Source organism: Pseudomonas sp. WS 5410, from assembly GCF_012985645.1.
GTDB classification, from domain to species: domain Bacteria; phylum Pseudomonadota; class Gammaproteobacteria; order Pseudomonadales; family Pseudomonadaceae; genus Aquipseudomonas; species Aquipseudomonas shahriarae.
This window is the reverse complement of record NZ_JAAQWS010000011.1, coordinates 142,411-167,803: the sequence shown is the minus strand read 5'-3', so window position 1 is coordinate 167,803 and position 25,393 is coordinate 142,411. Positions and strand designations below refer to the sequence as shown.

The following is a 25,393-nucleotide window of genomic DNA, read 5'->3' as shown; positions in this document are numbered from 1 at the left end:
CAGGGCGCCGGTCTTGCCCGGCTTATCCACGGGATTCACACGGCTCGGCCAGCTTGAGGTGCGGCACAAAATTGCATGGGCGATGGCGGGCATCCAACTGTTCGGCGAGAATCCCGTCCCAACCGGTACGCACCGCATTGGTGGAACCCGGCAGGCAGCACACCAGGGTGCCATTGGCCAGGCCGGCCAGGGCACGGGACTGCACGGTAGAGGTGCCGATATCGGCGACCGAAATCTGCCGGAACAGCTCGCCAAAGCCGTCCACTTGCTTGTCCAGCAAGCAACTGACCGCTTCGGGGGTGCTGTCACGGCCAGTGAAGCCGGTGCCACCGGTAATCAGCACCACTTGCACCACATCCTCGGCAATCCAGTGGGCGACTTGCGCACGGATTTTGTAGAGGTCATCTTTGAGCAATACCCGTTCGGCCAGGCGATGCCCAGCAGCGAGCAGGCGGTCAACAAAGACCTGCCCGGAGGTGTCGGTTTCCAGGGTGCGGGTGTCGCTGACGGTCAGTACAGCAATATTAAGAGGTACGAAAGGCGCATCAGCCTTGGCTTTCATGGCTCGGTCCGGTTGTCGAAGGAACAGCCCGATGTTATATCACAGCCCCCTATTTCACTGCCGCTGCGGAGCCGTCATGCCACTCAATTCTTCGCCCCTGCCCTGCTCGATCCTGTTGCTGGCCGGCGGTCGCGGCCAGCGCATGGGCGGCCTGGACAAGGGGCTGCTCGACTGGCACGGGCAGCCGCTGATTGCTCACCTACACCAACTGGTGCGGCCGTTGACCGACGATCTGATCATCTCCTGCAACCGCAACCAGGCGCAGTACGCCCCGTACGGCGACCAGTTGGTGAGCGACGACAGTCCGGACTTCCCGGGCCCCTTGGCCGGTATCCGCGCCGGCCTGGCTGCGGCGCGCCATGAACATCTATTGATCTTGCCCTGCGATGTGCCGCATATCGACGGGCAACTGCTGGCAGACCTGCTCGAAACCGCGCGGCAGCACCCCCAGGTGCCGGTGATGATCCGCCACGGGGCGTTCTGGGAGCCTTTGCTCTGCGTCATACCGACGCGCCTGCGCGACGCGGTGGAGGACGCCTGGCTGGCTGCAGAGCGCAGCCCGCGCCAGATCCTGCTGAAACTGGGGGCCCAGGCGCTCGATTGCGCCGAGAACGACCCGCGCCTGGCCAACCTCAATACACCAGAGTTGTTGCACCCACGCCCCGGCGTGTCAGAATGAGCGCTAGACAAGGAACTTTGCCGACGTTGCATACGTCACAAGGTCAGAACTCAACACAGTATTACTCTCGGAGAAGACTCATGACCCAACGGACCATCGCCGCTCTCATGCTTGCACTGGGCCTTGCTACCCTCGCCGGTTGCGCCTCGCCTACAGTGATCACCCTGAATGACGGTCGCGAAATCCAGGCTGTCGATACCCCTAAATTCGATCAGGATTCGGGCTTCTACGAATTCGAACAACTGGATGGCAAGCGTACCCGCATCAACAAGGATCAGGTTCGCACCGTTAAAGACCTGTAAGTCTTAACGCCAGATACAACAAAGCCCGCTCTTAAGCGGGCTTTGTTGTATCTGGCGCATGGGAAACATCACCACTCAAGCACGATCCGGCTGCTGAAGTCGCGCTGCTCGCCGGTCACCGGGTCGATAAACCGTACGCCCTGGGCCAGCAACTTGAGCGGGTTGGCGTAGTCATCCACGGCATCCTTGATGACCTCGGGATAAAACGGGTCATTGCAGATGCTCGCCCCCAGTGCCGTCATATGCACGCGCAGTTGATGCTTCTTGCCCGTCACCGGAAACAGACCATAGCGCCACAGGTCGCCATTCTTCTCGCGCACCTGCACCGCCGTTTCCGTGTTGCTTGCACCAGGCCCTTCCTGCATGCGGAAGAACGGTTCGCCCTCCACCAGGCGACTCTTGTGCACCAGCGGGAATGTCAGCGCGGGCAAGGCCGGGGCAATGGCTTCGTAGAACTTATCAATCTGGCGGGTGGGGAACAGTTGTTGATACGCCGAGCGGCTCTGCGGGTTGGCAGAGAACAGCACCAGCCCGGCAGTATGGCGATCAATGCGATGCAGCGGCACCAGCGACGGGTTATCCAGGCGGCGGATCAGGCGGCGCAGTAAAGTCTGCTCGACATATTCGCCGGCGGGCGTCACTGGCAGGAAGTGTGGTTTGTCGGCCACCACCAGATGCTCATCGGCATACAGGATGGTCTCCTGCACCGGGATCGGCTTCTCATCCGGCACTTCGCGAAAGTAGTGGATGCGCAAACCTTCCTTGTAGGCCAGATCCACGGCGATGGGCTGGCCATTGCCATCCAGCACCCGGCCACGGGCGATGCGGTCCAGCCACTGCTCGCGGCCGATGGCGCGAAAGTGCTCGCACAGGCAGTCGAGCACCGTCGCCCAGGGCCCAGGCGGCAGGTACAGCGTACTGGCTTGGTTCTGGGCAGCGGAAAAACCGGTATCGGACATGCGTACACTCAAGGGCCTGGAAATACTAAGGGGGCATTATCCCCCAGAATCTCAAGCCCTGACCAATTCGGCCCGCAGCACCGGCGAGGCGCTGGCAGCCTCGGTAAACTCCTTGAGCCACCGCAGGACGTCCACCGCCTCCCAGCGGCCGGGATCGTACAGCGCATACAGCAAGCCCTGATACCCGACCACATCCAACTGCTTGTGATAACCGGCGCGCTGGAACAAGGCTTCGATTTCGGCAAAGCAGGTATTGAAATGCACTTTGTTGAACGGCGTCTTGCCTTCCGTGACCAGGCCATCGAGCCGCAGCTCATTCACCGCATCGCGTACGATATCGACGGACATGCGGTTGACGCTGCTTTTCAGTTGTTCGACATTCACCACGGGCGTTCCCTCTCACTCAAATCGCTGTACAAACATACAGTAACCGAATAATCAGCAACCTGCCACGGGATTAGCGCTAACTTAAAAAGGCGACCACCTGTTCAGTTTCGAACGGCCAGCCCAGTTCCGCCCCGGTATCCACCCGGCGCAGCACCGGAATACTTAGGCTATAGGCTTCAAACAGCTCTTGCGAATCGGCGATATCCACCAACTCGACCAACAGCCCGCATTCGACCAACGGCATGATTTCAGCTTCCGCAAGCTCACACAGATGGCAGCCCAGGGTGCCGAACAACTGGCATTCAGGAGGCATGGCGAACAGATCCGATAAGAAACAGGTACCCATTCTAGGCCGCGAGAAAAACCTCGTCGAGTCATGCCAAAGACCTGATCCAGATCACCATGGCCTATAACTGATTCAGCGATTCTCGCGGCTTTTTTCCTGCAACACCCCGACGGAGATGTTTGTGTTTGCCAACCTGCTGATCATTCTTGCCTCATCCCTGGTCGTCATTGCGCTGTTCCGTCGGCTGCAACTGCCACCGGTGCTCGGCTACCTGTGCGTGGGCCTGGCCGTCGGGCCAACAGCCCTGGACTGGGTCAATGACAGCGAAGACCTGCCAGACCTCGCCGAACTGGGCGTGGTGTTCCTGCTGTTTTCCCTGGGCCTGGAGTTCTCCCTGTCCAAGATGCTCAGCCTGCGCCGGGTGGTGTTCGGCCTCGGCAGCCTGCAGGTGCTGTGCTGCGCGGTAGTGCTGGGTGCCCTGCTGCTTTTGATGGGCATGTCGCCGGTGGCCGCCTTGCTGCTGGGGGCCGGGCTGGCACTGTCATCCACCGCCATTGTGAGCAAGGAGCTGACCAGCCTCGGGGAGATATTCAGCACTCATGGGCAGAATGCGATTGGCGTGCTGTTGTTCCAGGACGTGGTCGCGGTGCTGTTGCTGACCCTGGTCCCGGTGTTCGCCGGCAGTAGCGAGCAGGCCTGGTACTGGGCACTGCCCCTGACCCTGGGCAAGACCGTGGTGTTGTTCCTCGGCCTGCTGCTCGCCAGCCGTTGGCTGCTGCCGCGCCTGTTCCATGAAGTAGCCGCCTCGCATTCGGCGGAACTGTTCGTGCTGCTGGCCCTGGTGATTGTGTTGCTTACGGCCTGGCTCACACACCTGCTGGGCCTGTCGCCAGCCCTCGGCGCGTTCCTGGCGGGCATGCTGCTGGGGGAAAGCCATTACCGGCACCAGATCGAAGCGGATATCCGACCGTTTCGTGACATCCTGCTGGGGTTGTTCTTTGTCAGTATCGGCATGCTGATCGACTTGCAACTGTTCGTCAGTCACGCCCTGCAGATCCTCGGACTGACCCTGGCACTGATGTTGATCAAGGGCTGCATTGTCGCCGCGCTGGTCAAACTGCGCGGCAGCGACAGCGAGACCGCCTGGCGCAGCGGCCTGGCCCTGGCCCAGGGCGGTGAGTTCTGTTTTGCACTGATGGCGCAAATGCAGTTGAGCAATATGCTGCCCGGCGAAATCAGCAGCCTGCTGCTGGCCGCGACGTTCTGCTCCATGCTGCTGACGCCCCTGCTGCTGCGGGCCGCTCCCTCTATTGCCCTGCGCCTGCACCGCAAGCCCAACCAGCAAGTGCAGCTGGAGGCAATCACCGCGCTCAACGCCGAGCTGCGCGGGCATGTGCTGATCTGCGGTTATGGCCGGGTCGGCCAATCCATCGGGCGTTTCCTGCGCCGTGAACAACAGGCGTTCATTGCCCTGGACGATGACCCCGAACGGGTGCAGGAAGCCGCCACCGAGGACAGCAGCGTGCATTATGGCGATTGCCGGCGCGGCGCCCTGCTCAGCGCAGTCGGCCTGGAGCGCGCACGCCTGGTGGTGATTGCCGTGGACAATAGCGACGTGGCCCTGGTGGTGCTCAAGGAAGCGCGACGGATCAACCACAAAGTGCCGATCCTGGTGCGCACCCGCGACGACAGCCAGTTGACTGAACTGAAGGCCGCCGGGGCCAGCGAGGTGGTGCCCGAACTACTGGAGTCGAGCCTGATGCTGGCGTCGCACGCAATGATCATGCTCGGCCTGCCCGACCAGCAGGTGCGCGACCGCGTCGACGAAGTACGGCGCAATCGCTACCGCTTGCTCCACGGTTTCTACCAGCATACCGACGACAACCGTGAAGCCCCGATCAATCCTGACTGACTGCACCAATCTTATGGATCGACAAGTCCGCGCCGTAGTACTCCTCTTCCTGGCTCAAGCGCAGGCCGCAGAGGCGCTTGAGCACGCCGTACACCAGCAACCCGCCCGCCAGGGCCACTACCACCCCCAGGGCGGTACCGATCAACTGGCTGATCAGGCTCACGCCGCCCAGTCCACCCAAGGCGCTCTGACCGAAAATCCCGCAGGCAATCCCGCCCCACACACCACACAAGCCATGCAACGGCCAGACACCCAGCACATCGTCGATCTTCCACAGGTTCTGGGCGGCGATAAAGCACCACACAAACAGGCCACCGGCCACCACGCCGGTGACCAGCGCGCCCACCGGATGCATCAGGTCGGAGCCCGCGCAGATCGCCACCAGCCCGGCCAACGGGCCATTGTGCAAGAAGCCCGGGTCGTTACGCCCGATCACCAGTGCCGCCACGGTCCCACCTACCATGGCCATCAACGAGTTGACCGCCACCAGCCCGCTCACCCCGGACAAGGTCTGCGCACTCATCACGTTGAAGCCGAACCAGCCGACGATCAATATCCACGAGCCCAGTGCCAGGAACGGAATGCTCGACGGCGCAAACGCCACCAGACGCCCGTCGCGGTAACGCCCCTGACGCGGCCCCAGCAGCAACACCGCCGCCAGCGCCAGCCAACCGCCCATGGCATGTACCACCACCGAACCGGCAAAGTCATGGAAGGATGCGCCGAAGGTCGCCAACAACCAGGCTTGCAGGCCAAAGTTGCCATTCCACACCATGCCCTCGAAAAACGGGTAGATGAATGCCACGATCAGCGCCGTGGCACACAGTTGTGGAACAAAGCGTGCACGCTCGGCAATGCCCCCGGAGATGATCGCCGGGATGGCAGCTGCGAAGGTCAGCAGGAAAAAGAACTTCACCAGGCCATAACCATGGTCGGCACTGAGCACGGCGGCCGGCTGCATAAAGCTGACCCCGTAGGAGATCCAATAGCCTATAAAGAAATAGGCCAGGGTCGAGACCGCAAAATCACTGAGGATTTTCGACAACGCGTTGACTTGGTTCTTCTGCCGTACCGTACCGACTTCCAGAAACGCGAAGCCGGCATGCATCGCCAGGACCATCACCGCGCCAATCAGAATAAACAGCGTATTGGAGCTATGGACGAGAGTGTCCACCGCGCTTTGCACATTTTCCATGGGGATTGGCAGGCCTGCAGTTCAGGAAAAAGCACCAAAGCAGTTCATTGCCCAACAATCGCGCACTAAATTGGCACTGCGCGTTCTACCCTTCTTCAGAGGGAATGAACCGCTTTGGCGCGACGACCATTGAATAAGGCAGTGACTTGCGGGTTTTTCCACGGGTTTTAGGGATTTAGGGTAAGGTTTTTCAAGGCGTTGGCCGAAACCGCCCACATTGCGCGCAAGCCTTGCGGCTGACGCACCAAGGCAAAGCAAAAGCTGTACCAGACAATTGCAGTGAACCTTCACCAATACCGGTGACTCTCAAGCAAAACCCTGTAAAAGCACCAGACAGCCACTCACGGAGATAACCATGGCCAGAAAATCGGCAAAGACTGCTCAAGAAATATTGATGGAAGATTTCCAGACCCTGGTCAGCGATACCGAAAAGCTGCTGGACGACACCGCGATTCTGGCCGGTGACCAGGCTGACGAGCTGCGCTCGAAGATCCATGACAGCCTGCTGCAGGCCCGGGAAACACTGAAGTTGACTGAGGACTCCCTGCGCGAACGCGGCAAGGCAGCAGTCACTGCCACCGAGGACTACGTGCAGGCCAACCCTTGGCAATCCGTTGGCATCGCTGCCGGCGTGGGCTTCCTGATCGGTCTGCTGGCTACAAGGCGCTAATCATGTCTATCGGCGAAACCGGCTCGTCCGCGGGCCCAAGTTCCACATCGCGGCGCCTCGGCGCGGCTGTCCTGGGCTTGCTGCACAGCCATGTCGAGCTGTTCGGCATCGAGTTGCAGGAACAGAAAGCACGCACCGTCAGCCTGTTGCTGTTTGCCGGGCTGGCACTGGTGTTCGCCCTGTTGCTGCTGGTGGGGTTATCGGCGCTGGTCATGATCCTGGTCTGGGATACCTACCGCCTGACCGGGATCATCAGCCTTTGCGTATTTTACGTTCTGGCCGCAGGGTTCTGCGGGTTGCGCTTGAAGGCGGCGGTATTCGATGAATCCACGCCTTTCCACGCCACCCTCGAAGAGTTGGCCAATGATCGGGAGCGCCTGCTGCCATGAGCCTGACTGAATTGCCGCACACCAACTCCCGGCGAGAAATGCGCAAGGCCTTGATCCGCCTGCGCATGGAAATGCACCGCCAGGAAATTCGCCACGAGTCCCAGCAATTGCTGCTGCCCTTGCAAAAGGTGCGCAACATGGGCCAAAGCTGGCAGGACGGGTTTGGTATCAAGCATGCGCCGCTGTGGGGCGTCGCCGCTGTGACCCTGCTGGGATTCTTCACCGGCAAAGGCGCCAAGGGTGGCGGCATCGGCACCATGACCCGCCTGGTACGGCTCGGTGCGGGCCTGATCCCGTTGATCAAGCTCGCCATGCAGGGTGCGTCCCGCAAACCCTGACGTAACTGGCTGCATTCTTGCAAACGGATCTGGCCCGGCGCCCTCTCTGTAGGGGCCGGGCCTTTTTCATGCCGAAGCACCTAAGGAGGCTCTGTGATTGACGGGCAACCGCTCGCCTGTTTTCAACCGTTTATCGACACCGCCACCGGACGCATTGCCGGGGTGGAAGCGCTGGGCCGCCTGCTCCAGACAGATGGGCAACTGCACTCGGTAGGCCCACTGTTCGCCGATGCACGCACGCCCACCTCGGCGTTACGCCGCCTGGACCGCAAGATCCGCGACAATGCCCTGAGCCGCCTGCATGAAGCACCTGAAGACTGGTTTCTGAGCCTCAATATCTCGCCCCGCTGGATCACCTTGCTGCGACCCGGACAAGCCCTGCCCAGCCTGAAACAGTTGCAGGCCCATGACGTCGATCCAAAACGCATCGTGTTTGAGATCACCGAGCTGGGTGGCGACAGCCAGCGCCTGGCCGAAGTCGTCGCCCGCTATCGTGAGGCGGGCGCACGAATTGCCATTGATGATTTCGGCGCCGGGTATTCGCAACTGGATCGGGTCCTGGCCCTGCGCCCGGATATCCTCAAGCTGGATATGCGCCTGTTCCAGGCCGCGGCACTGGGTGGCCCGAGCGGCGAGGTGGTGCGCGCCCTGGCGCAAATGGCGGAAAAAACCGGATGCTGGATCATCGCCGAAGGCGTGGAAACCGAAGCGCAACTGAGCTTTGCCCTTGAGTGTGGCGCACGTTATGTCCAAGGCTATCTGTTTGCCCAGGCGCAACGGGACTGGTTCGCCGCCGATGCCTTCGTCCCGCGCTTTGCCGTGCTGCGCCAGGCTTATGTGCAGCAGAAACTGACGGAGCGCGGACGGATCATGCAATTGCGCCAGCAATTGATCGAACTGATGCAGATCCTGCAAGGCTGGGCCCTGGCCCAGGCCCCCCTGAGCCAACTGCCATGGCTGCCGGGTTTTCCCCGGTTACTGCGGTTTTATCAGTGCAATAGCCACGGCACCCAACTGACCCCCAACTTCGAATGGCGCCAGGATGCCTGGCAAGCCGACAGCCGCTACCTGGGCCACAACTGGTCATGGCGCCCCTACTTCTATCATCTGCTGGCCGAAGGCTGGGAAGAGCGCCGCCTGATTCTTTCCAACACCTACCGTGACGCCACGACCAATCAATACTGCCTGACAGCAGGACAATTCTTCGATAACGGTCAGCGCTTGCTGTTAATCGATATTGACGCCGCCGGACTGTAGTTTTTCGCTTGCTCCCGGCACGCCGAACCGGGAAGCTGGGGGTCGACATTCATCCTACGGAGAGCACTCGCCTTGGATTGGCCTACCCTGCTTACCCGCGAACGCCTTGGAAAACCCCTGCACAGCCCGGAAGAACTGGGCCGCAGCCCGTTTCACAAAGACCATGACCGGATTATCTTCTCCGGGGCCTTTCGCCGCCTGGGCCGCAAGACGCAAGTTCACCCGGTGACCAGCAACGATCATATCCATACCCGGCTGACCCACTCGCTGGAAGTCAGTTGTGTGGGGCGTTCCCTGGGTATGCGCGTCGGCGAGACCATTCGCAGCGCCCTGCCCGACTGGTGCGACCCCAGTGACCTGGGGATGATCGTGCAATCGGCCTGCCTGGCCCACGACATCGGCAACCCACCGTTCGGTCATTCCGGCGAAGATGCCATTCGCCATTGGTTCCAGCAGGCAGCCGGCCGTGGTTGGCTGGATGACATGAGCAGCGCCGAACGCAATGACTTCCTCAATTTCGAAGGCAACGCGCAAGGCTTCCGCGTGCTGACACAGCTGGAATACCACCAGTTCGACGGCGGCACGCGCCTGACCTACGCCACCCTGGGCACCTACCTGAAGTACCCGTGGACCGCCCGCCACGCCGACTCCCTGGGCTACAAGAAACATAAGTTCGGCTGCTATCAGAGCGAGCTGCCGATCCTTGAGCAGATCGCCCAGAAGCTCGGCCTGCCACAACTCGAGGAACAGCGCTGGGCGCGCCACCCACTGGTCTATCTGATGGAGGCGGCCGACGACATCTGCTACGCCCTGATCGACCTGGAAGATGGCCTGGAAATGGAGTTGCTGGAATACGCCGAGGTCGAGTCGTTGCTGTTGAACCTGGTCGGTGATGACCTGCCGGAAACCTATCGGCAACTGGGGCCCGAGGATTCCAGGCGACGCAAACTCGCGATCCTGCGGGGCAAGGCGATCGAGCACCTGACCAACGCCGCCGCGCGGGCGTTCGTCGAACAACAGCCTGCGCTACTGGCCGGGACCCTGCAAGGCGACCTGGTGGAACACATGCACGGCCCGGCCAAGCGCTGCGTACTGAATGCCAAGGACATGGCCCGCAAGAAAATCTTCCAGGACAAGCGCAAGACCCTGCATGAGATCGGCGCCTACACCACCCTGGAAATCCTCCTGAACACGTTCTGCGGCGCGGCCCTGGAGCAACATGGCGGCCGTACGCCATCCTTCAAGAATCGACGCGTCCTGGATCTGCTGGGCAACAGCGCCCCCCATCCTGACTGGCCACTGCATCGTTCATTCCTGCGCATGATCGACTTCATCGCCGGCATGACCGATAGCTACGCCAGCGAAATGGCCCGGGAGATGACCGGCCACTCAAACCCTCAATGACCCACACCCCGGGCAGGTTTTCCTGCCTGGGCGCTTACCTCAAAGAATCGACCTACGCAGGCACCAGAGCAGCCTGATCGAATTCGCCCCAACACCCGATGAATAATCACCCCTCTCTTATCCGCTCCAGCGATCAGCTCCTACATTCACGCAACCCCACGATAGCCCAGCGCCTGGCTCACCGAGCAAACAGACACAGGCATCGGCCGACGTGTTTCCGACCGCTGCTACTTCCACGGAAACTCCTATGCCCGAACGAAAATTGCGCATCCTGTTGGTGGAAGATCACCCTTTTCAACTCCTGGCCATTCAGTGCCTGCTCAAGAGTTTCGGCTTCAACCAACTGACCCCTGCCGAGAGTGCGGAGCAGGCGATCAAGTTGATGAGAACAACCGAGGCCCCCTTCGATATCATGTTATGCGATCAATGCCTGCCGGACCTCACCGGGTTGGAGCTGGTGGAGATAGCCTGCCATACGGGCTTCGTCAAAAGTGCGGTATTGCTAAGTGGACTGCCCGCCCTCGAACTGGAGTATTTGAAAACCCTGGCAATACAACGTGACTTGCGCCTGCTTGGATATTTGGCTAAGCCCTTGAATAAAGAAGCCTGGATCGAATTGATCAGCCAATCGGGGCTTGCCGATGATTAAAGAGTGCGCCCTTGCACTTGCCCAGAAACCATCTGACCAAACTGCTCCCCCACTACATCAACACACCGAGCCCAGCCAAAGTATTTTTTCAAATATTAATGTAGGACATTAAACACTCTTGCAACTGAAATATTACCTCCATCCAAGTGACAAATAACACCGCACAACTTTCAAACCTTTCACCTAAGAAACTCTTACAATACGGCCAATAAAGCCTTAGCAGGTCGTAGTCCAATACCTTTTTGGACGTAGGAATTTTCCTGTTTTATATCTACTCAGCCTTCCCTTCATGCTCCTGCCCTACCTTCTGAGCTAATGTGCGCGCTTATTTGCACTAGTATGGAATTGGCTCATGAATACAGTTTTTATTATTGACGACCATCCGGTCATTCGTCTTGCAATCCGAATGTTGCTGGAACATGAAGGTTACAAAGTAGTCGGCGAAACAGATAACGGTTGTGATGCAATACAAATGGTCCGCGAATGCCTCCCAGACCTCATAATTCTTGACATCAGCATTCCAAAACTTGACGGGCTGGAGGTTCTCTGCAGGTTCAACGCAATGAGCACGCCAATGAAAACCCTGATCTTGACGGCCCAATCCCCGACACTTTTTGCGACACGCTGCATGCGTTCCGGTGCTGATGGCTATGTTTGCAAAGAAGGTGACCTAAGTGAACTGCTAAGTGCCGTCAGAGCTGTACTTTCAGGTTACAACTATTTCCCAAGCCAGGCATTAAACAGCACTGGCACCGATGTGGGCGAAAACGAAGAATTGAATCTTTTCAAAGCCGTTAATGACCGAGAACTTATGGTCCTACAACTTTTTGCGCAAGGCCGTACAAACAAGGAAATCGCCAAAGGCATGTTCCTTAGCAATAAAACTGTTAGCACTTATAAAAAACGACTCATGCAAAAACTTAAGGCCAAGTCCTTGGTAGAACTTATCGAGATGGCAAAACGCAACGCGTTAGTGTGAGAAACAGGATGCCAAGGCGTTTAAAGGACTATCTAATCATTTTGAGTACCGGGCTGTGCTTGAGTACAGCCGTGCCAGCCGCTCAAACCGCTCCAGAACGCTACGCACTGCTGAGTCGTGCCGGCATCGTTCAGTTGGACACTCAACTGACCCCCACGCAGCGCCATTGGCTACAAAACAAACGGGAACTGCTGCTGGGAGCCTCGACACCCGACTACCCACCTTTCGACATCACCGCCAGCGGTCATGACTATGAAGGTATTACTGCCGATTACGCGGGCATCCTCGCCAAAGCCCTGGCATTGCCCGTCACGGTGGTGCGCTACCCCTCGCGGGAGGCGGCAATCCAGGCACTGGAAGAGGGGAAAATCGACCTGCTGGGCAGCGCCAACGGATTTGAAGCGAGCAACGCCGACATCGTCCTGTCAACACCCTATGCGGTCGACCAGCCGGTACTGGTCACCCGTGATACAGAAACCCGCCCGCTCGATGACGGGCTGGCGGGCCTGCGCTTGAGCCTCGTCTACCACTACCTGCCCTTGAAGGAAGTCGAAGCGCTGTACCCCAATGCGATCATCCAGGTCTATCCGTCCTATTTGAATGCGCTGAATGCCGTGGCCTTCGACCAGGCCGATGTGTTTCTCGGCGATACCATTTCCACCCATTACATGATCAACAAGGGCTACCTGAAGAACATCCGCATGGCCAATTTCGGCAAGCACGAAGCATACGGTTTCAGCTTTGCCGTACACCGCGACCAGCAGACCCTGCTGGACATCGTCGATACGGTCCTCGCCGGTGTCGGGACCTACGAGCGGGAGAATATCGCCAAACGCTGGAGTGCAGGCAGCGATATCCTGCTGACCGACCATAAGTTGCAGTTGAGCCAGCGTGAAGAGCGCTGGATCAAGGATCACCCAGTGGTGAAAGTGGTCATCAACGAAACCTTCGCGCCACTGACGTTCGCCGATTCAGATGGCCAACTGCGGGGCATGACCGCCGACCTGCTGGAGTTGATCCGGCTCCGTACGGGCTTGCGTCTGGAGTTCCAGAACACCCGCAACGTCAACCAGATGATCGAACAGGTGGAGAACGGCAATGCCGACATCATTGCCGCCATCAGCCCCAGCCGCGAACGCGAAGCCAAGCTCAATTTCAGCCGCCCGTACCTGCAGAACTCCTATGTCCTGCTGACACGCAAGGAACCTGGGGCACCCTCGAGTCTTGAGCAACTGGCGGGAAAAAAACTGGCAATCACCGAAGGCAACCCACTGGTGGAGTACCTGCGCCGCGAATTTGCGCAGATCACCCTAGTAGAGGCCAGCGACACCTTCAAAGCCTCGGAAATGCTGGCCCAGGGGCAGGTAGATGGGGCCGTCAACTCGTTGGTGGTTGCCAACTACTTCCTCTCATCCCACTTCTTTCAGGGCCGGTTGCAGGTCAGTTCGAGTATCGGCACGCAACTGGCCTCTTTTTCCCTGGCGACATCACGCAGCGCCACCGAACTGGCCTCCATTCTTGACAAGGCCCTGCTCAGCATCGCGCCGGACGACCACGGTAAGCTATTTTCTAATAAAATGAGCTAGAACCTACTCGGAGCCGATTCAATGCCCAAGGCATACGCATACGTCAGATGGTCAACCGCCTCGCAAGGCGAAGAAGGCCGAGACAGCCATGACCGCCAGACCACCCCACTCCAAGCATTTACAGAAGCAACAGGCGTTCCCGTGGTCGAAACCGTTATCGACAAGGGGATCAGTGCATTCCGTGGTGCAAACGCCCGGATCGGCCAGTTAAAAGGGTTATTGGACAGGATAGAGAGTGGAGAAATTGAGCATGGCGACTACATCATTGTCGAATCAATCGACCGACTAACCCGCCAGAAACTCACCGACTCCGTTGATCTAATCCAGTCAATTCTCAAAAAAGGCGTGCGACTACACACCGTTTTCGACAACAAGACATATTCCTACGACGATCCAAGCCGCGACCTCGAAACGCTGATCCTTGTAGGTGTAATTGCCAAACGAGCACACGAGGAAAGCGACACCAAGAGCAAACGCTTGAAATCCGTGTGGGCAAAGAAGCGAGACACAGCAGAAACCAACGTTATAGGTAAACGATGCCCCTACGGCCTGCGTTTCGATGAACAAAGCCAATCCTTTATCATCGTAGAAGAAGAAGCTCAAGAAATTCGCCAGATTTTCGAACTACTCAAACACGTTGGAGTATTGGAGAGTGTTAAGCAGGTAAATAAATATTCAAAACGACGTTGGACGAGAACATCAGTTCTACATCTTATCAACAGTAAAAGCCCAATCGGCGTGCTACGTTTGCAACGACGAAACGAGAACGGCACTAAAGCGTTTGACCGTTATGTCCCTAATTATTTTCCAAAAATCATTGATGAAATAGAATTCAGTGCAGCCGTTGCAGCGATGAAAACCAGATTAACCGGGCGAAAATACGGACGTAGAACACCTCATCACTATAATATTTTCCGGCACTGTATCCAATGTGGAGAACATAAATGCGGAATGACTTTCAACCTACAAATATTAGGAGCCGAGAAAAAACGCTACGCCTACCTTGTTTGCTCTAACAGAGCCGAACGAGTATGCGAATGTAGTAACAGAATTAGATTTGAACTTGTTTTCGGCACATTCCTCGCTTTCGTTAGGCAGTTATCGGAAAATCGTTACATTGACGAGCGGACAGACAAGAAGCGAAAAGACTTCACTTGGTTCAGCCAAGACCAATACAAGCAAATGGACACCGTAAACGACGCATTTAGCCGCTTCTTTTCCGTTCGTGATACATCGGCACCAAAAGAAGAAATACGAGCCAAGAAAGCCAAGCTAACAACCGAAATAACCACATTGGAAATGTTAGAGGCTTCGCTAGCTCAGTTTGACGGAATAATTCCAAATACATTTATCAGGCGTGTGGCTGACAGCGAAGCACGTATCACAGCGTTGGAAAACGAGATCCAAAACCTTGAAGGTACGTTAGCAATCGAAGCGGAAACGCTCGAAATCACCACCTACGAAGACATAATAGCCCTATACGAAACAGAAGAAGGCCGATTGAAGCTCAACACATTTTTCATCACCAGAGGAATCACCTTCGACGTTAAAATTGACAAAGAAACAAATCTCGTCGGCATGGACATTCGTATAAAAGGTGAAAAAGACTTTAATCTTTATACCCATCAATTTTTCAAACAAAAAGCTCCACTAACGCCATTTGGAATACCAGACCTCTCCCACATCATAAAATAAACGTAAGCCCCTCTAATAAACCAAAAATTGGAGGGGTTACACATTAATACACCAAGGCGTTACACGTTAAAATCCAGAGCAAAAACAAAAGGTATCATGCTTTAAATTACCAGAATAGCTTTTTACTTTCTCCAAAAGAGGATTTTTAAAAAAACCTTTCGCATAATGCACTCCCCTGCATACGCCTCATATATACGCACGCACCCACACACGTCTTTAGTTTTCTATATATAGATATCATACAAACCAGATAACTATAATATAGATTACTATACCGCACGCACACCCCCATACAAAACCACCTACACCATCATGCTTGATATACATTTTTTATGTGGTTCAATATATATATGGTTCAATTTTCAAAAGAAGCCATTTAGAGCATACCTGCTATGTTAACCATCCCACTTTTGCTACGCAAAAGATGTTACGGTTAACACAGGTGCCTAGTCGGCATGACAGAAGCAAAAGCCAAGAGCAAAGACCAACCCACTACTGAGGATAAAATGAATGACACCAATCTGCAGACAATCACACTGACTAAAAGAGATCGAAACTACTCCAACCTGAAGGGGTTGGACAGTTCGTTGAGGCACTCGCTTAGACTGGACCAAAACGAGTATGACGACTTTGAATTCAACCCCAATCCAGACCACCCAAATGTCGCCATTGTAGGTGGTATTGAACAGATATTAACAAGAGAATTGGCAGAGCAATTACTGGCTGACTTCAACGACCAACTACAAACCAAACTCAAAGCAACAGAAGCGACTGACGAGATAGCAGCAGAAAAAGAAAAGCTCCGAAAACTAAAATCGAAGCTGGTCAAATTCATCAACGCAACCGAACCGACTGAGATAAAAGAATACGTCACATCGGTAATAGAAGGAGAAAGGCCGCTGGTAGTCGGAGACTACGCCGCCCTACTCAACCAGCACAAAATCAGCCGTATATCCCAACGTATCGACCTTTTAGAGAACTACACCACCAAGAAGCGAGAGATCGAACAAAACGCACCAGATCGAGCCGTATCAAGGACGGTCAATAGGGTTAAAGAAATCATCCTTGTAATCCCTGAACCTAATAAACTGGCAATAACTAAGGCTTACACAGACCTTTTGCAGAAAGCCATGCATCAGTTTTATCAAAAAAATTTCCCGAACAACAAGATGCTTTTCTCATTCAGTCATCTGGACGAAACAACAAACCACGTTCATGCGTTTCTTGACCTTCAAAATGAGAAGACGGGGAAATATGATTTTTCCGCTCAAGAATTTGAATTCGCATCACAATACTACGCGAGGAATAAAGCTCACCTTGAAAAAATATCTGAGCCGCCAACACTAGAAGACTTCAAACTGCCCAACCGTAGCGAAGAAAAGCAAAACCATAGATTTATCCGAGAACGCGAATCATGGAAGTCAAAAGTAATGCAGGCGGCCTTTTACGAACACTTTAACGGATTAGCCGCTGCATATGGCTTGCAAGCCAAATTCCTACCTAAAACAAAGGAAAACACCGAATATTTAAGCCCTATTGAAAAGGAAGCCAAAAAACCGAAAAGTGAGCGAAGCCACAACTATTACACCAGACAGCTAGAAAAGCTGCAGCAAGAACTAACCAGTAAGGAGGTCAAACTTATCGAGCAAAGGGCTACTGTCGTCACACTTAACACCACGATAAAAGACCTACAAGGAACGGCTAGCAACTACAAAGCAACCATACAGAGCTTAGAAATACAGGCCAGCGAGCAGAGAAAAGAAAATGCCGAGCTAGATAGTCAAAAGCAGAAATTAGACGACGAAATAACGGTAAAAACCACAAAGACTGCAGAGCTGTCATCTAATTTCAAAACCATGAAATCCAGAATGACAAAAGAATTGAAGGAACTACGCAAGAAAATTAAAGAGGACACCAGCAGAAAAACCATCTTGGAAAAAGCAATCAAGGCATACGAGGAAGAGCTTGAGCCTTTGATGAAACGTTTTGATATTTTGGTGGATCGACTACTTGAAGCCCGTAGGCTCGACGAGAACCCAGAGCAATACTATAAGAGATTAAGAGAAAACACGTATGAAATGGCTAGTCGCTTGGGCAAAGAGAAACGAAAGGACTATCTATTCAACGTTGCCGAACAACTCAAAGAACAAGGCTTGGACGATACGCAAGCCGCATTAGGATTTACCGACAAAGTAAAACTTTGGGCATCTGACACATTCACCAGCAAGCAAATAGTAGAATTTGAAAAGGAAGAAGCGGAGCAGGCGAAGCAGGCGAAGCAAGCAAGAAAAAGAAGGCTTCTAAAACCTAAGCCCCCAAGCCCATTTCAAGACCCTTATCAATAACAAAACCCATTCAATAAAAACCCCGCAGCAATACGGGCTTTTTAGTATTCAAGTTTGACAAAGCTCGAAAGTGTGGCAACTTGAAAGGAGCAGAAAAAGAAAACCACCTTGGGGAAGGTGGCGAATGATACTACAATAAAATTTTAAAAACTCCAATCAACACAACCATTTAATCATCATAAAAATTATTGTCAAGTCATCTCCCAAGGTTTTCTTTTTCTAAATAACTATTAGAAGAGGATAACAATGGGATGCGTAAAACTATTTGAGGACTACTTACCAAAGAGACCTTATCACACAGACGATTTAGTCAGTGGCTTAAAAATCAATAAAAAAGAAAAAGCAAAACTTGCACGACTTGTTCAGCCCAATGGGCCTACGCATAGATATTGGATGGTGTTTGACTTAGACCGAACCGATGCCGGTATGCACTGGGACAACGTAGGGGCACCAACTCCGAACCTAATAGCTCGAAATCCAGCCAATGGGCACGCTCACCTACTCTACCTGCTACAAACCCCTGTCCGAACGGCTATGGACGGCAAAACCGCCCCTTTACGCTACGCTGCGGCTATCGAGGCAGGATTGCGTAACCGTTTAGGAGCAGACAGAGGCTATTCCGGGTTGATCTGTAAGAACCCGATCAATTCCCACTGGATAGTGACCCAATGGCAGGCCGATCCATACACATTGGACGACTTGGCCGACTACATCGACCTAACCCCGGAAAAGGCCAAACAGAAGCCCGTAGAGGATTACGGCTTGGGTCGCAACTGTATGCTTTTCGATGAGTTAAGGGCGTGGGCATACAAAGCCATCCGCCAAGGCTGGCCCGACTACAACCAATGGCTAAACGCTTGCCTAGACCGTGCCACAGGCTACAACGTCAATTTCTCCACACCCTTGGACACATCCGAGGTTAAACATACGGCAAAGAGCGTAGCCAAATGGACGCATAGAAACTTTAACCGTGGAACCTTTGATGATTATGTCGCCAGAACCCACACAAGCAGAATACAGGCCATAAGAGGTAAGAAAGGCGGTACTGCAAAAGGCAAAACTAAAAGAGAGCAAGGGATTATTTTACTTGAAGCAGGGACGTCTATTCAGCAAGTCATGAAGAAATTAAATGTAAGCCGTAGAACCGTGTTCTACTGGAAGCAATGAACATAGCATTATAATTAGTGCAAATAGCCTATATCAGATAATAGCACCCGGTGAGGGTGTTTCTTCTCCCTCCCCGCCCACCCCTTCCCTTTCCTCCCCGTATCCCCCACATATACATACACCGCACCACCGATAGCGATATAACACACGGAGTTGGTCAAAATCGGCCTTCTTCCACTCCTTTGATACAACGACACCAAGCCACACCACTCCACTCCTAAAATAGCCAAATGCGTTACACCTCGCAGCATTATGGTTAGTGTAAAAAGTCTATATCAAAAACAGTCCAAAACAGCGTTAACCACTCAACCCAATACTTCCATAGGTTCGGAGATATATCCCCTAACCTATATGTATGTATACATACATATCAAATTTCTCTCCTGATGAAAATTTCGCACTTTTCAAAATTCATAAAAATTCATCAAAATGGGTGAATATCACTCACTGGGCTGATGAGCCTAAATATCCCGAAAGCGATTAGGGGCAGTAACCAAAAATCGACTTTTTCAAAAAGTTATTTTCTTGAAAAAACTGTCGTGAAATTTAACGTTTTTATCGAATTTTTTAGATATTTAATTTTTCATAACCATTGAATTATGGCTTACTTACAGCAAAATACCTTGTCAATAGCAAAATGAAAATAAATATAACATCCAACCTTAATCATCAAATAGGGTTCAACCCTACTTAAATCACTTAGTTGACTTTTGCCACGAAGCAGATCAAAAAATGACACTGCCAAAACTCAAAAATCGCTCTCAAATGAATTTCACACAAAAAGGTGGGGTATCGGTCACGTTAGAAATTTAAAAATCAGAATATCCAATTTCCTACAACGTATATCCCCGAAGTAATGTTATAGGTTCGGAGATATATCCCCTAAGCATTGACATATCAAAACCCTATGGTATTGGTATTATAACAACATAGGAGCTCTAATTATGAACAGGATGGAATATGCAGGAAAAATAGGCGGTATGGTTGGTGGATTTAAAAGACGTGAGCGTCAAAAATTTTTAATTATGTTCGTAAAAATAATAGAAATGGATGAGCTTCATGAGATACGAATGACCTCAAGCCTCGCTAAAAAGCTAATAGCAGCATTTTCAGGCTGCAAATCAATATCCAATGATGTTCTAATCAAGGAGTTTGCAAGAAGCGGGAACAGTGTAAAACAACAAAACCTTGATATGATTATCCATTCCTTAGTAGCACGATGGCAAGACCTTTATGAAGAACAGTGGAAAGAAGCAAAAATAAAAATAGACATTGAAGCCGACGAATACAAGCAATCCATTATCGAAAAGCTGGACATTAAACTGTAAATACATGTAAAGCCCCACTTTACATACTTATACCCGTGAAGCTATTTTTCGCTTTGCGGATATACACATTCCTACACCGTAGGAATTTACAACCACTATGTGTCCTGCCACGATACATACTTGTATCTTTAAACCAAATAATGACCTTCACGGACATATATCCTACTCCCATAGAGTAGAAAATACCGCCTATCTTTTCGTTGAGCTAAGCAGCCATAGGTTCAAGGATATACCTCCGAACCATTATCTATCACACCACACTACAACCACTCTTTTATTGTTTTTGTTTTAGGTTATATTAAATATAACAACATAAATAAAAATCATGACGAAAATTCTAAAAAAATCAAACGAGCTTTACACTTTTTGAAATGCTCCTTTCTCTATTTATCATAATGTCGCTGGCCATTGACTTCCTCATTAATCAACCATACCATTTGGAATTTTGTTATTAACACAACAACGTAAGGCACCATGAAATAGTCAAACAAAAAACACTGAGCAGATTTGCATTTTTTACATATTGAAACGGCCAACCTCGCAAGGATAATCAACGTCGATTTTCTACATTGCGATTTAAAGCCTAATAATGTAGAATATTAAGCGACTTCGACTTCGACTAAAAATCAAAACAGCTACTAAAATAAGGATATACTAATGCCCAGCACCCAGCACCATAAGGTAAAATATACTATAGGGGCAAAAATTTTCATATTATTTTTAATCTTGGCTCTAACAGCAAGCATCGCTGCTCTCTTACATGTAACTGTAGGATATTAAAAATGAGAGCAAATGAAATTTTAAATGAAGAAATCTCTCTTTTTGATGTCTATGCTTTTTTTATCCGACAAATCAAATTAATTTCAATTGTTTTCCTTATAGTCTTTGTAGTAGGTATTACATATTCGACAACGAGACCTACATTATACAAGAGCACTTCAAACGTAACTATCGGCAAAAGCGTAAGTCTAAACTCCAACACTGTAGCCCTGCTAGAACGCCCAGAAGAAATAGCCTATAAATATTCAAATAACGCTACTATAACCGCAATAAAAAATACCGATATAATTAATATTTCATCAACCAATGAAGACCGTGAACAATCCATAAAAAACGTAAAACTAACAGTAGAGGAAATAATTTCTAACCAAAAAAAAATATATCAAACACAAGAAAAAAACCTCATTAAATATATAGAGTTTTTGAAGATTACAGACACTGCGAATTCTAAATTATTGGACATTGTAGAAACCGCATCTAAATCCTCGACCACTCAGCCGTCCGAAATTATAACAACAGAACTTCCGTACTCAGGAAAAATCAAAAAAAATTTATTACTTACTACTTTTGTTGCACTTTGCACAGCCTTAATATCTGGCGGACTTAGAGAGCTAAGCAGACGACAATATAGAAACAAACAATCAGCCAACTAAATCTTCCAAAAGCATAGAAAAATTATTTTTCTCGCCAAACAAGTGCAAAGCTCACACCTGTTTGGCGGCATCTAATGCTCACCAATGCCATCCCCCGCACCTTTGGCGACCTAGATCACAATTATTAGAAACCACTAGACCCTGCGAACTTGGGGTCATCAACAACCGCTGGCGTGGCTACACGGCCGCCTCCGACAGCTATTGGCGCAACTACCACCGTCTGATTATCCAGATCGTCAGTGCCGCCGGGCTGCTGCTACTTACATCCCTGGCCTGGAACGGCTACATGCGCCGGCAGATCAAGCAGCGGCAGATGGCGGAACGGGCCCTGAGCGATCAATACGAATTCATGCGCGCCCTGGTCAATGAGACCCCTCATCCGATCTACGTGCGTGATCGCAACGGTTTGCTACAGACCTGCAATGACAGTTACTTGCAGGTCTTCGGCGTCAAGCGCGAGGACGTCATCGGCAAGAGTGTCATGCAGATCAACCTGGAAAACGAAGCACAAGCCCGTCAGTACCATGCCGACTATCTGCGGGTAGTCGCCGAAGGCAAGCCGCTGATCCTGGATCGCGCCCTGCATATTCATGGGCAGCACCTGACGATCTATCACTGGATCCTGCCGTACCGCGATTCGGTCGGTAAGGTCCAGGGCATCATCGGCGGCTGGATTGATATCAGCGAACGCCGCCAATTGTTCGATGACCTGCGCAGCGCCAAGGACCGTGCCGATGAGGCCAATCGCGCGAAAAGCACATTCCTGGCGACCATGAGTCATGAGATCCGCACCCCCATGAACGCGGTGATCGGCATGCTGGAGTTGACTCTCAAGCGTGCCGATCATGGGCATCTGGATCGTCCGGCCATCGAGGTGGCCTACAACTCGGCCAAGGATTTGCTGGAGTTGATTGGCGACATCCTCGACATCGCACGCATCGAGTCGGGTCGCCTGAGCCTGGCGCCGGAACGCGTCAACCTGCGGGAACTGATCGAGTCGGTGGTGCGTGTGTTCGATGGGCTGGCACGCCAGAAGAGTCTCAATTTGCTACTGGAGTTCAATCCCGGCGTTGAAGAACGTGATGTGCAGATCGACCCCCTGCGCTTCAAACAAGTCCTGTCGAACCTGGTGAGCAATGCCATCAAGTTCACCGAGCAGGGCGAAGTGAAGATCAGGGTGGATATCCAGACCACCGGCGAGCCACAGCAAATCGAGATGAAACTGGTGGTCGAGGACACCGGCATCGGGATCAGCCGGGACGATCAGCAGCGCCTGTTCGAACCGTTTTCCCAGGCCGACAATTCCGGGCACCTGGCCAGGAGCGGCGCCGGTCTTGGGCTGGTCATCTGTCGTAGCCTATGCGAAATGATGGGAGGGCAACTGACCCTGAGCAGCGTGCCCAGGGTCGGCACCCAGGTGTTTGTCTCGCTGCAGATGACCAGCCTGCCACCTGCCTACCCGCTGATCGAGCTCAAGCCTGCGACCCAGGATGCTGCGGCGGTGCTCAATGTGCTGGTGGTGGACGACCATCCGGCCAACCGCCTGCTCATGTGTCAGCAACTGGGTTTCCTCGGGCACCGGTTCACTGCAGTCCAGCATGGCGCGGCGGGGTTCCAGGCCTGGCGCCAGGAGCACTTCGACCTGATCATTGCCGACTGTAATATGCCGATCATGAACGGCTATGAACTGGCACGGTCGATCCGCGAACATGAGCAACGGGAGGACATCACGCCCTGCATCATCCTGGGCTTTACCGCCAATGCCCAGCCGGAGGAAAAACAGCGCTGCCGGGATGCAGGCATGAACGACTGCCTGTTCAAACCCATCAGCCTTACCACACTGGAGCGCCATCTGGCCGAGATCACCCCACTGTCACCAGGGCGGATCTTTGATCTCGATAGCCTGAACACCCTCACCGGTGGTGATCCACTGTTAAGCCAGCGTCTGTTGGAAGAATTGTTGAGCAGCAGCCGGCGTGATCGCGAGGAACTCATGGCAATGCTCGGACAAGGCACGCTTCAGGACCTGGTCGACCAGGCCCATAAGATCAAGGGCGCTGCCAGGATCGTCCAGGCCCGCACACTGGCCAAGCAATGTGAGGTGCTGGAACAGGCTGGCGAGGCAGCCGACCCGGTGCAGGTCGAGATTTGGATCAAGGCCATAGAACAAGCCATGCTCGACCTTGAGCACGTGCTGCAAGAGCAGTTGGAGAATATGGCGCCATTGTAGGGGCGGGCTTGTCGGGTCGCCGCATCGCGGCGATAGTCGTTAACGTAGACGTGGGGGGCCCGACACCCCCCAGTGTTCTTCCCGGCGCCATCGCAGGCAAGCCGGCTCCCACAAGGAACGCAGCTGCGCTCACTCAGCAGTCAGTCAACCGCAGGAAGATTGCCGCCAGTTGCTCAATCCCCATCTGATCCTCAAGCCTGAAACGCGCCAGTTTCGGGCTATCCAGATCCAGCACCCCAATCAACCGCCCATCCTTGATCAATGGCACCACCAGCTCACTGTTGGAAGCACTGTCGCAAGCAATATGCCCGGCAAAGGCATGCACATCTTCCACCCGCTGGGTTTGCCGTGAAGCCGCCGCCGCACCACACACCCCTCGACCAAATGGGATCCGCACACAGGCGATCTGCCCCTGGAAAGGCCCCAGCACCAGTTCTTCATCACGATTGAGATAGAAGCCCGCCCAGTTCAAGTCATCGAGTTGGTTGAACAGGAACGCCGAAAACTGCGCCGCGTTGGCGATAAAGTCGCGCTCATCGGCCAGCAGCGATTCCAGCTGCGCACAGAGCATGGCGTACCCATCTAGGCCGCTGCCCGACTGTTGCAAATCAATCATGGCTGACGCTCCAGCAATTTAAGCCCCACCCAGTAGCGGGCGAACTGGTAGGCGCAACGGCCGTTGCGATTGCCACGGCCGGTGGCCCAGCGCACCGCAAGGATGTCGAGTGCTTCATCGCGCTGCCACTGCAAACCCGCTTTGTTGGCCAACTCGCCGATCCAGTGCTCCACCACGTCCAGGAAGTGCTCCTGGGTGAAAGGATAGAACGACAGCCACAAGCCAAAACGGTCGGACAAGGCGATCTTGTCTTCCACCGCTTCACTGGGGTGCAGTTCACCGTCCACGCGTTTCCAATTGTCGTTGTCGCTCTGGTTTTCCGGTACCAGGTGACGACGGTTGGAGGTGGCGTACAGCAGCACGTTTTCCGGGGCCTGCTCCAGCGAACCGTCGAGCACGCTCTTGAGCACACGGTAATCGCCTTCGCCGGCCTCGAACGACAGGTCGTCGCAGAACAGGATAAAACGCTGGGGCAGCTTGAGCAGTTGCTCGACCACCCGCGGCAGGTCGGCCAGGTGGTCACGCTCGATTTCGATCAGGCGCAAGCCGGCTTTGGCATGCTGGGCCAGCAAGGCGCGGACCATGGACGATTTGCCAGTGCCACGCGAGCCCCAGAGCAACGCGTGGTTGGCGGGCAGGCCGTCGAGAAACTGCTGGGTATTGCGGGCCAATTGCTCACGCTGCTTGTCGACTCCAATCAGGTCGGACAGGCGCATATCCAGGCTGACTTCCAGGGGCAGCAGAAAACCGCTGCGCCCCTCACGCTGCCAGCGGGCCGCCAGGCAGTGGTTCCAGTCAATCACCGCGCGAGGTGCTGGCAACAGGGGTTCCAGACGAGCAAGCACCGCATCGGCCCGCTCAAGAAAGGCATTCAATCGAGAATCCATGACTATTCCTGTGGCAAGTTCTTGTAAAAGATGGCGTATTGGCAACCCTGACGCAGTTGCCAGACGGCTGCACCTGAAAAAACGATTCATACCGGGCAAGGCGGACGCTGAAGATGTTCAGCTATGCTTGCCAGGCGA

23 protein-coding genes and 1 pseudogene are annotated in these 25,393 nt (G+C 53.5%); 17 read left to right on the top strand and 7 right to left on the bottom strand.

From position 1 onward, the window contains the following. Positions 1 to 22: 22 nt before the first annotated feature. Entirely contained in the window at positions 23 to 562 is a 540-nt protein-coding gene (gene moaB / locus HBO24_RS17550) for a molybdenum cofactor biosynthesis protein B (RefSeq protein ID WP_029298095.1), read from the bottom strand. 76 nt (positions 563 to 638) lie between these two features. On the opposite strand from moaB, the gene mobA reads away from it, so the two are divergent. Both mobA and HBO24_RS17540 read left to right on the top strand, forming a co-directional pair. Further along, positions 639 to 1,241 (top strand): molybdenum cofactor guanylyltransferase MobA, encoded by a 603-nt coding sequence (gene mobA, locus HBO24_RS17545; protein ID WP_057439159.1) that lies wholly within the window; start codon positions 639 to 641, stop codon positions 1,239 to 1,241. A gap of 80 nt (positions 1,242 to 1,321) precedes the next feature. Further along, positions 1,322 to 1,543: a YgdI/YgdR family lipoprotein gene (locus tag HBO24_RS17540; RefSeq protein ID WP_029298091.1), complete on the top strand. Its 222-nt coding sequence runs from the start codon at positions 1,322 to 1,324 to the stop codon at positions 1,541 to 1,543. Positions 1,544 to 1,611: 68 nt separating this feature from the next. On the opposite strand, the gene HBO24_RS17535 is transcribed toward HBO24_RS17540, so the two are convergent. The 3 genes from HBO24_RS17535 to HBO24_RS17525 form a co-directional block, all read right to left on the bottom strand. Next, positions 1,612 to 2,502 (bottom strand): pseudouridine synthase, encoded by an 891-nt coding sequence (locus tag HBO24_RS17535; protein WP_128593378.1) that lies wholly within the window; start codon positions 2,500 to 2,502, stop codon positions 1,612 to 1,614. 51 nt (positions 2,503 to 2,553) lie between these two features. Further along, a complete protein-coding gene (locus tag HBO24_RS17530) occupies positions 2,554 to 2,889 on the bottom strand; it encodes a hypothetical protein (RefSeq protein ID WP_029298086.1) in 336 nt (111 codons plus the stop codon). A gap of 76 nt (positions 2,890 to 2,965) precedes the next feature. Then, entirely contained in the window at positions 2,966 to 3,202 is a 237-nt protein-coding gene (locus HBO24_RS17525) for a glutaredoxin family protein (protein WP_115129378.1), read from the bottom strand. 154 nt (positions 3,203 to 3,356) lie between these two features. Here HBO24_RS17525 and HBO24_RS17520 point away from each other — a divergent pair, with 154 nt between their 5' ends. Beyond that, positions 3,357 to 5,087: a monovalent cation:proton antiporter-2 (CPA2) family protein gene (locus HBO24_RS17520; RefSeq protein WP_057439161.1), complete on the top strand. Its 1,731-nt coding sequence runs from the start codon at positions 3,357 to 3,359 to the stop codon at positions 5,085 to 5,087. Here HBO24_RS17520 and HBO24_RS17515 read toward each other — a convergent pair. Further along, positions 5,074 to 6,282, bottom strand: a complete 1,209-nt coding sequence (locus HBO24_RS17515) for an ammonium transporter (RefSeq protein ID WP_057439162.1) — start codon at positions 6,280 to 6,282, stop codon at positions 5,074 to 5,076. The two genes, HBO24_RS17520 and HBO24_RS17515, sit on opposite strands and share 14 nt — an antisense overlap. A 355-nt stretch (positions 6,283 to 6,637) precedes the next feature. Here HBO24_RS17515 and HBO24_RS17510 point away from each other — a divergent pair, with 355 nt between their 5' ends. From HBO24_RS17510 to HBO24_RS17445, 14 genes and pseudogenes are all read left to right on the top strand, one after another. After that, positions 6,638 to 6,952 (top strand): YqjD family protein, encoded by a 315-nt coding sequence (locus tag HBO24_RS17510; RefSeq protein WP_057439163.1) that lies wholly within the window; start codon positions 6,638 to 6,640, stop codon positions 6,950 to 6,952. 2 nt (positions 6,953 to 6,954) lie between these two features. After that, on the top strand, positions 6,955 to 7,341 hold the full coding sequence (locus HBO24_RS17505; RefSeq protein WP_057439164.1) for a phage holin family protein: 387 nt from the start codon (positions 6,955 to 6,957) through the stop codon (positions 7,339 to 7,341). Further along, positions 7,338 to 7,679: a hypothetical protein gene (locus HBO24_RS17500; RefSeq protein WP_057439165.1), complete on the top strand. Its 342-nt coding sequence runs from the start codon at positions 7,338 to 7,340 to the stop codon at positions 7,677 to 7,679. Before HBO24_RS17505 ends, HBO24_RS17500 begins: the two co-directional genes overlap by 4 nt. 93 nt (positions 7,680 to 7,772) lie before the next feature. After that, complete coding sequence (locus tag HBO24_RS17495) at positions 7,773 to 8,936, top strand: EAL domain-containing protein (protein ID WP_170060038.1); 1,164 nt, start codon at positions 7,773 to 7,775, stop codon at positions 8,934 to 8,936. A 72-nt stretch (positions 8,937 to 9,008) separates the two neighbouring features. Beyond that, positions 9,009 to 10,340 (top strand): deoxyguanosinetriphosphate triphosphohydrolase, encoded by a 1,332-nt coding sequence (locus tag HBO24_RS17490; protein WP_057439167.1) that lies wholly within the window; start codon positions 9,009 to 9,011, stop codon positions 10,338 to 10,340. Between the two features lie 247 nt (positions 10,341 to 10,587). Next, the gene (locus HBO24_RS17485; RefSeq protein ID WP_115127859.1) at positions 10,588 to 10,989 is read left to right on the top strand and encodes a response regulator; all 402 of its coding nucleotides are present in this window, start codon (positions 10,588 to 10,590) and stop codon (positions 10,987 to 10,989) included. 352 nt (positions 10,990 to 11,341) lie between these two features. Next, positions 11,342 to 11,968: a response regulator transcription factor gene (locus tag HBO24_RS17480; protein WP_057439169.1), complete on the top strand. Its 627-nt coding sequence runs from the start codon at positions 11,342 to 11,344 to the stop codon at positions 11,966 to 11,968. Positions 11,969 to 11,976: 8 nt separating this feature from the next. Next, positions 11,977 to 13,539: pseudogene (locus tag HBO24_RS17475) on the top strand (transporter substrate-binding domain-containing protein); the annotation flags it as partial. A 36-nt stretch (positions 13,540 to 13,575) separates the two neighbouring features. Beyond that, a complete protein-coding gene (locus tag HBO24_RS17470; RefSeq protein WP_169904424.1) occupies positions 13,576 to 15,249 on the top strand; it encodes a recombinase family protein in 1,674 nt (557 codons plus the stop codon). Between the two features lie 455 nt (positions 15,250 to 15,704). Beyond that, entirely contained in the window at positions 15,705 to 17,594 is a 1,890-nt protein-coding gene (locus HBO24_RS17465) for a hypothetical protein (protein ID WP_170060036.1), read from the top strand. 246 nt (positions 17,595 to 17,840) lie between these two features. Continuing rightward, on the top strand, positions 17,841 to 18,761 hold the full coding sequence (locus HBO24_RS17460; protein ID WP_048377441.1) for a replication initiation protein: 921 nt from the start codon (positions 17,841 to 17,843) through the stop codon (positions 18,759 to 18,761). Positions 18,762 to 19,705: 944 nt separating this feature from the next. Then, entirely contained in the window at positions 19,706 to 20,089 is a 384-nt protein-coding gene (locus HBO24_RS17455) for a hypothetical protein (RefSeq protein WP_048377442.1), read from the top strand. A 782-nt stretch (positions 20,090 to 20,871) separates the two neighbouring features. Further along, complete coding sequence (locus HBO24_RS17450; RefSeq protein WP_170060035.1) at positions 20,872 to 21,522, top strand: hypothetical protein; 651 nt, start codon at positions 20,872 to 20,874, stop codon at positions 21,520 to 21,522. Positions 21,523 to 21,808: 286 nt separating this feature from the next. Beyond that, entirely contained in the window at positions 21,809 to 23,752 is a 1,944-nt protein-coding gene (locus HBO24_RS17445; RefSeq protein WP_262153263.1) for an ATP-binding protein, read from the top strand. Between the two features lie 133 nt (positions 23,753 to 23,885). On the opposite strand, the gene HBO24_RS17440 is transcribed toward HBO24_RS17445, so the two are convergent. Then, positions 23,886 to 24,368 (bottom strand): GAF domain-containing protein, encoded by a 483-nt coding sequence (locus HBO24_RS17440; protein WP_057958944.1) that lies wholly within the window; start codon positions 24,366 to 24,368, stop codon positions 23,886 to 23,888. Next, complete coding sequence (locus HBO24_RS17435) at positions 24,365 to 25,255, bottom strand: ATP-binding protein (protein ID WP_029298058.1); 891 nt, start codon at positions 25,253 to 25,255, stop codon at positions 24,365 to 24,367. The genes HBO24_RS17440 and HBO24_RS17435 overlap by 4 nt, the downstream gene beginning before the upstream one ends. Positions 25,256 to 25,393 lie beyond the last annotated feature (138 nt).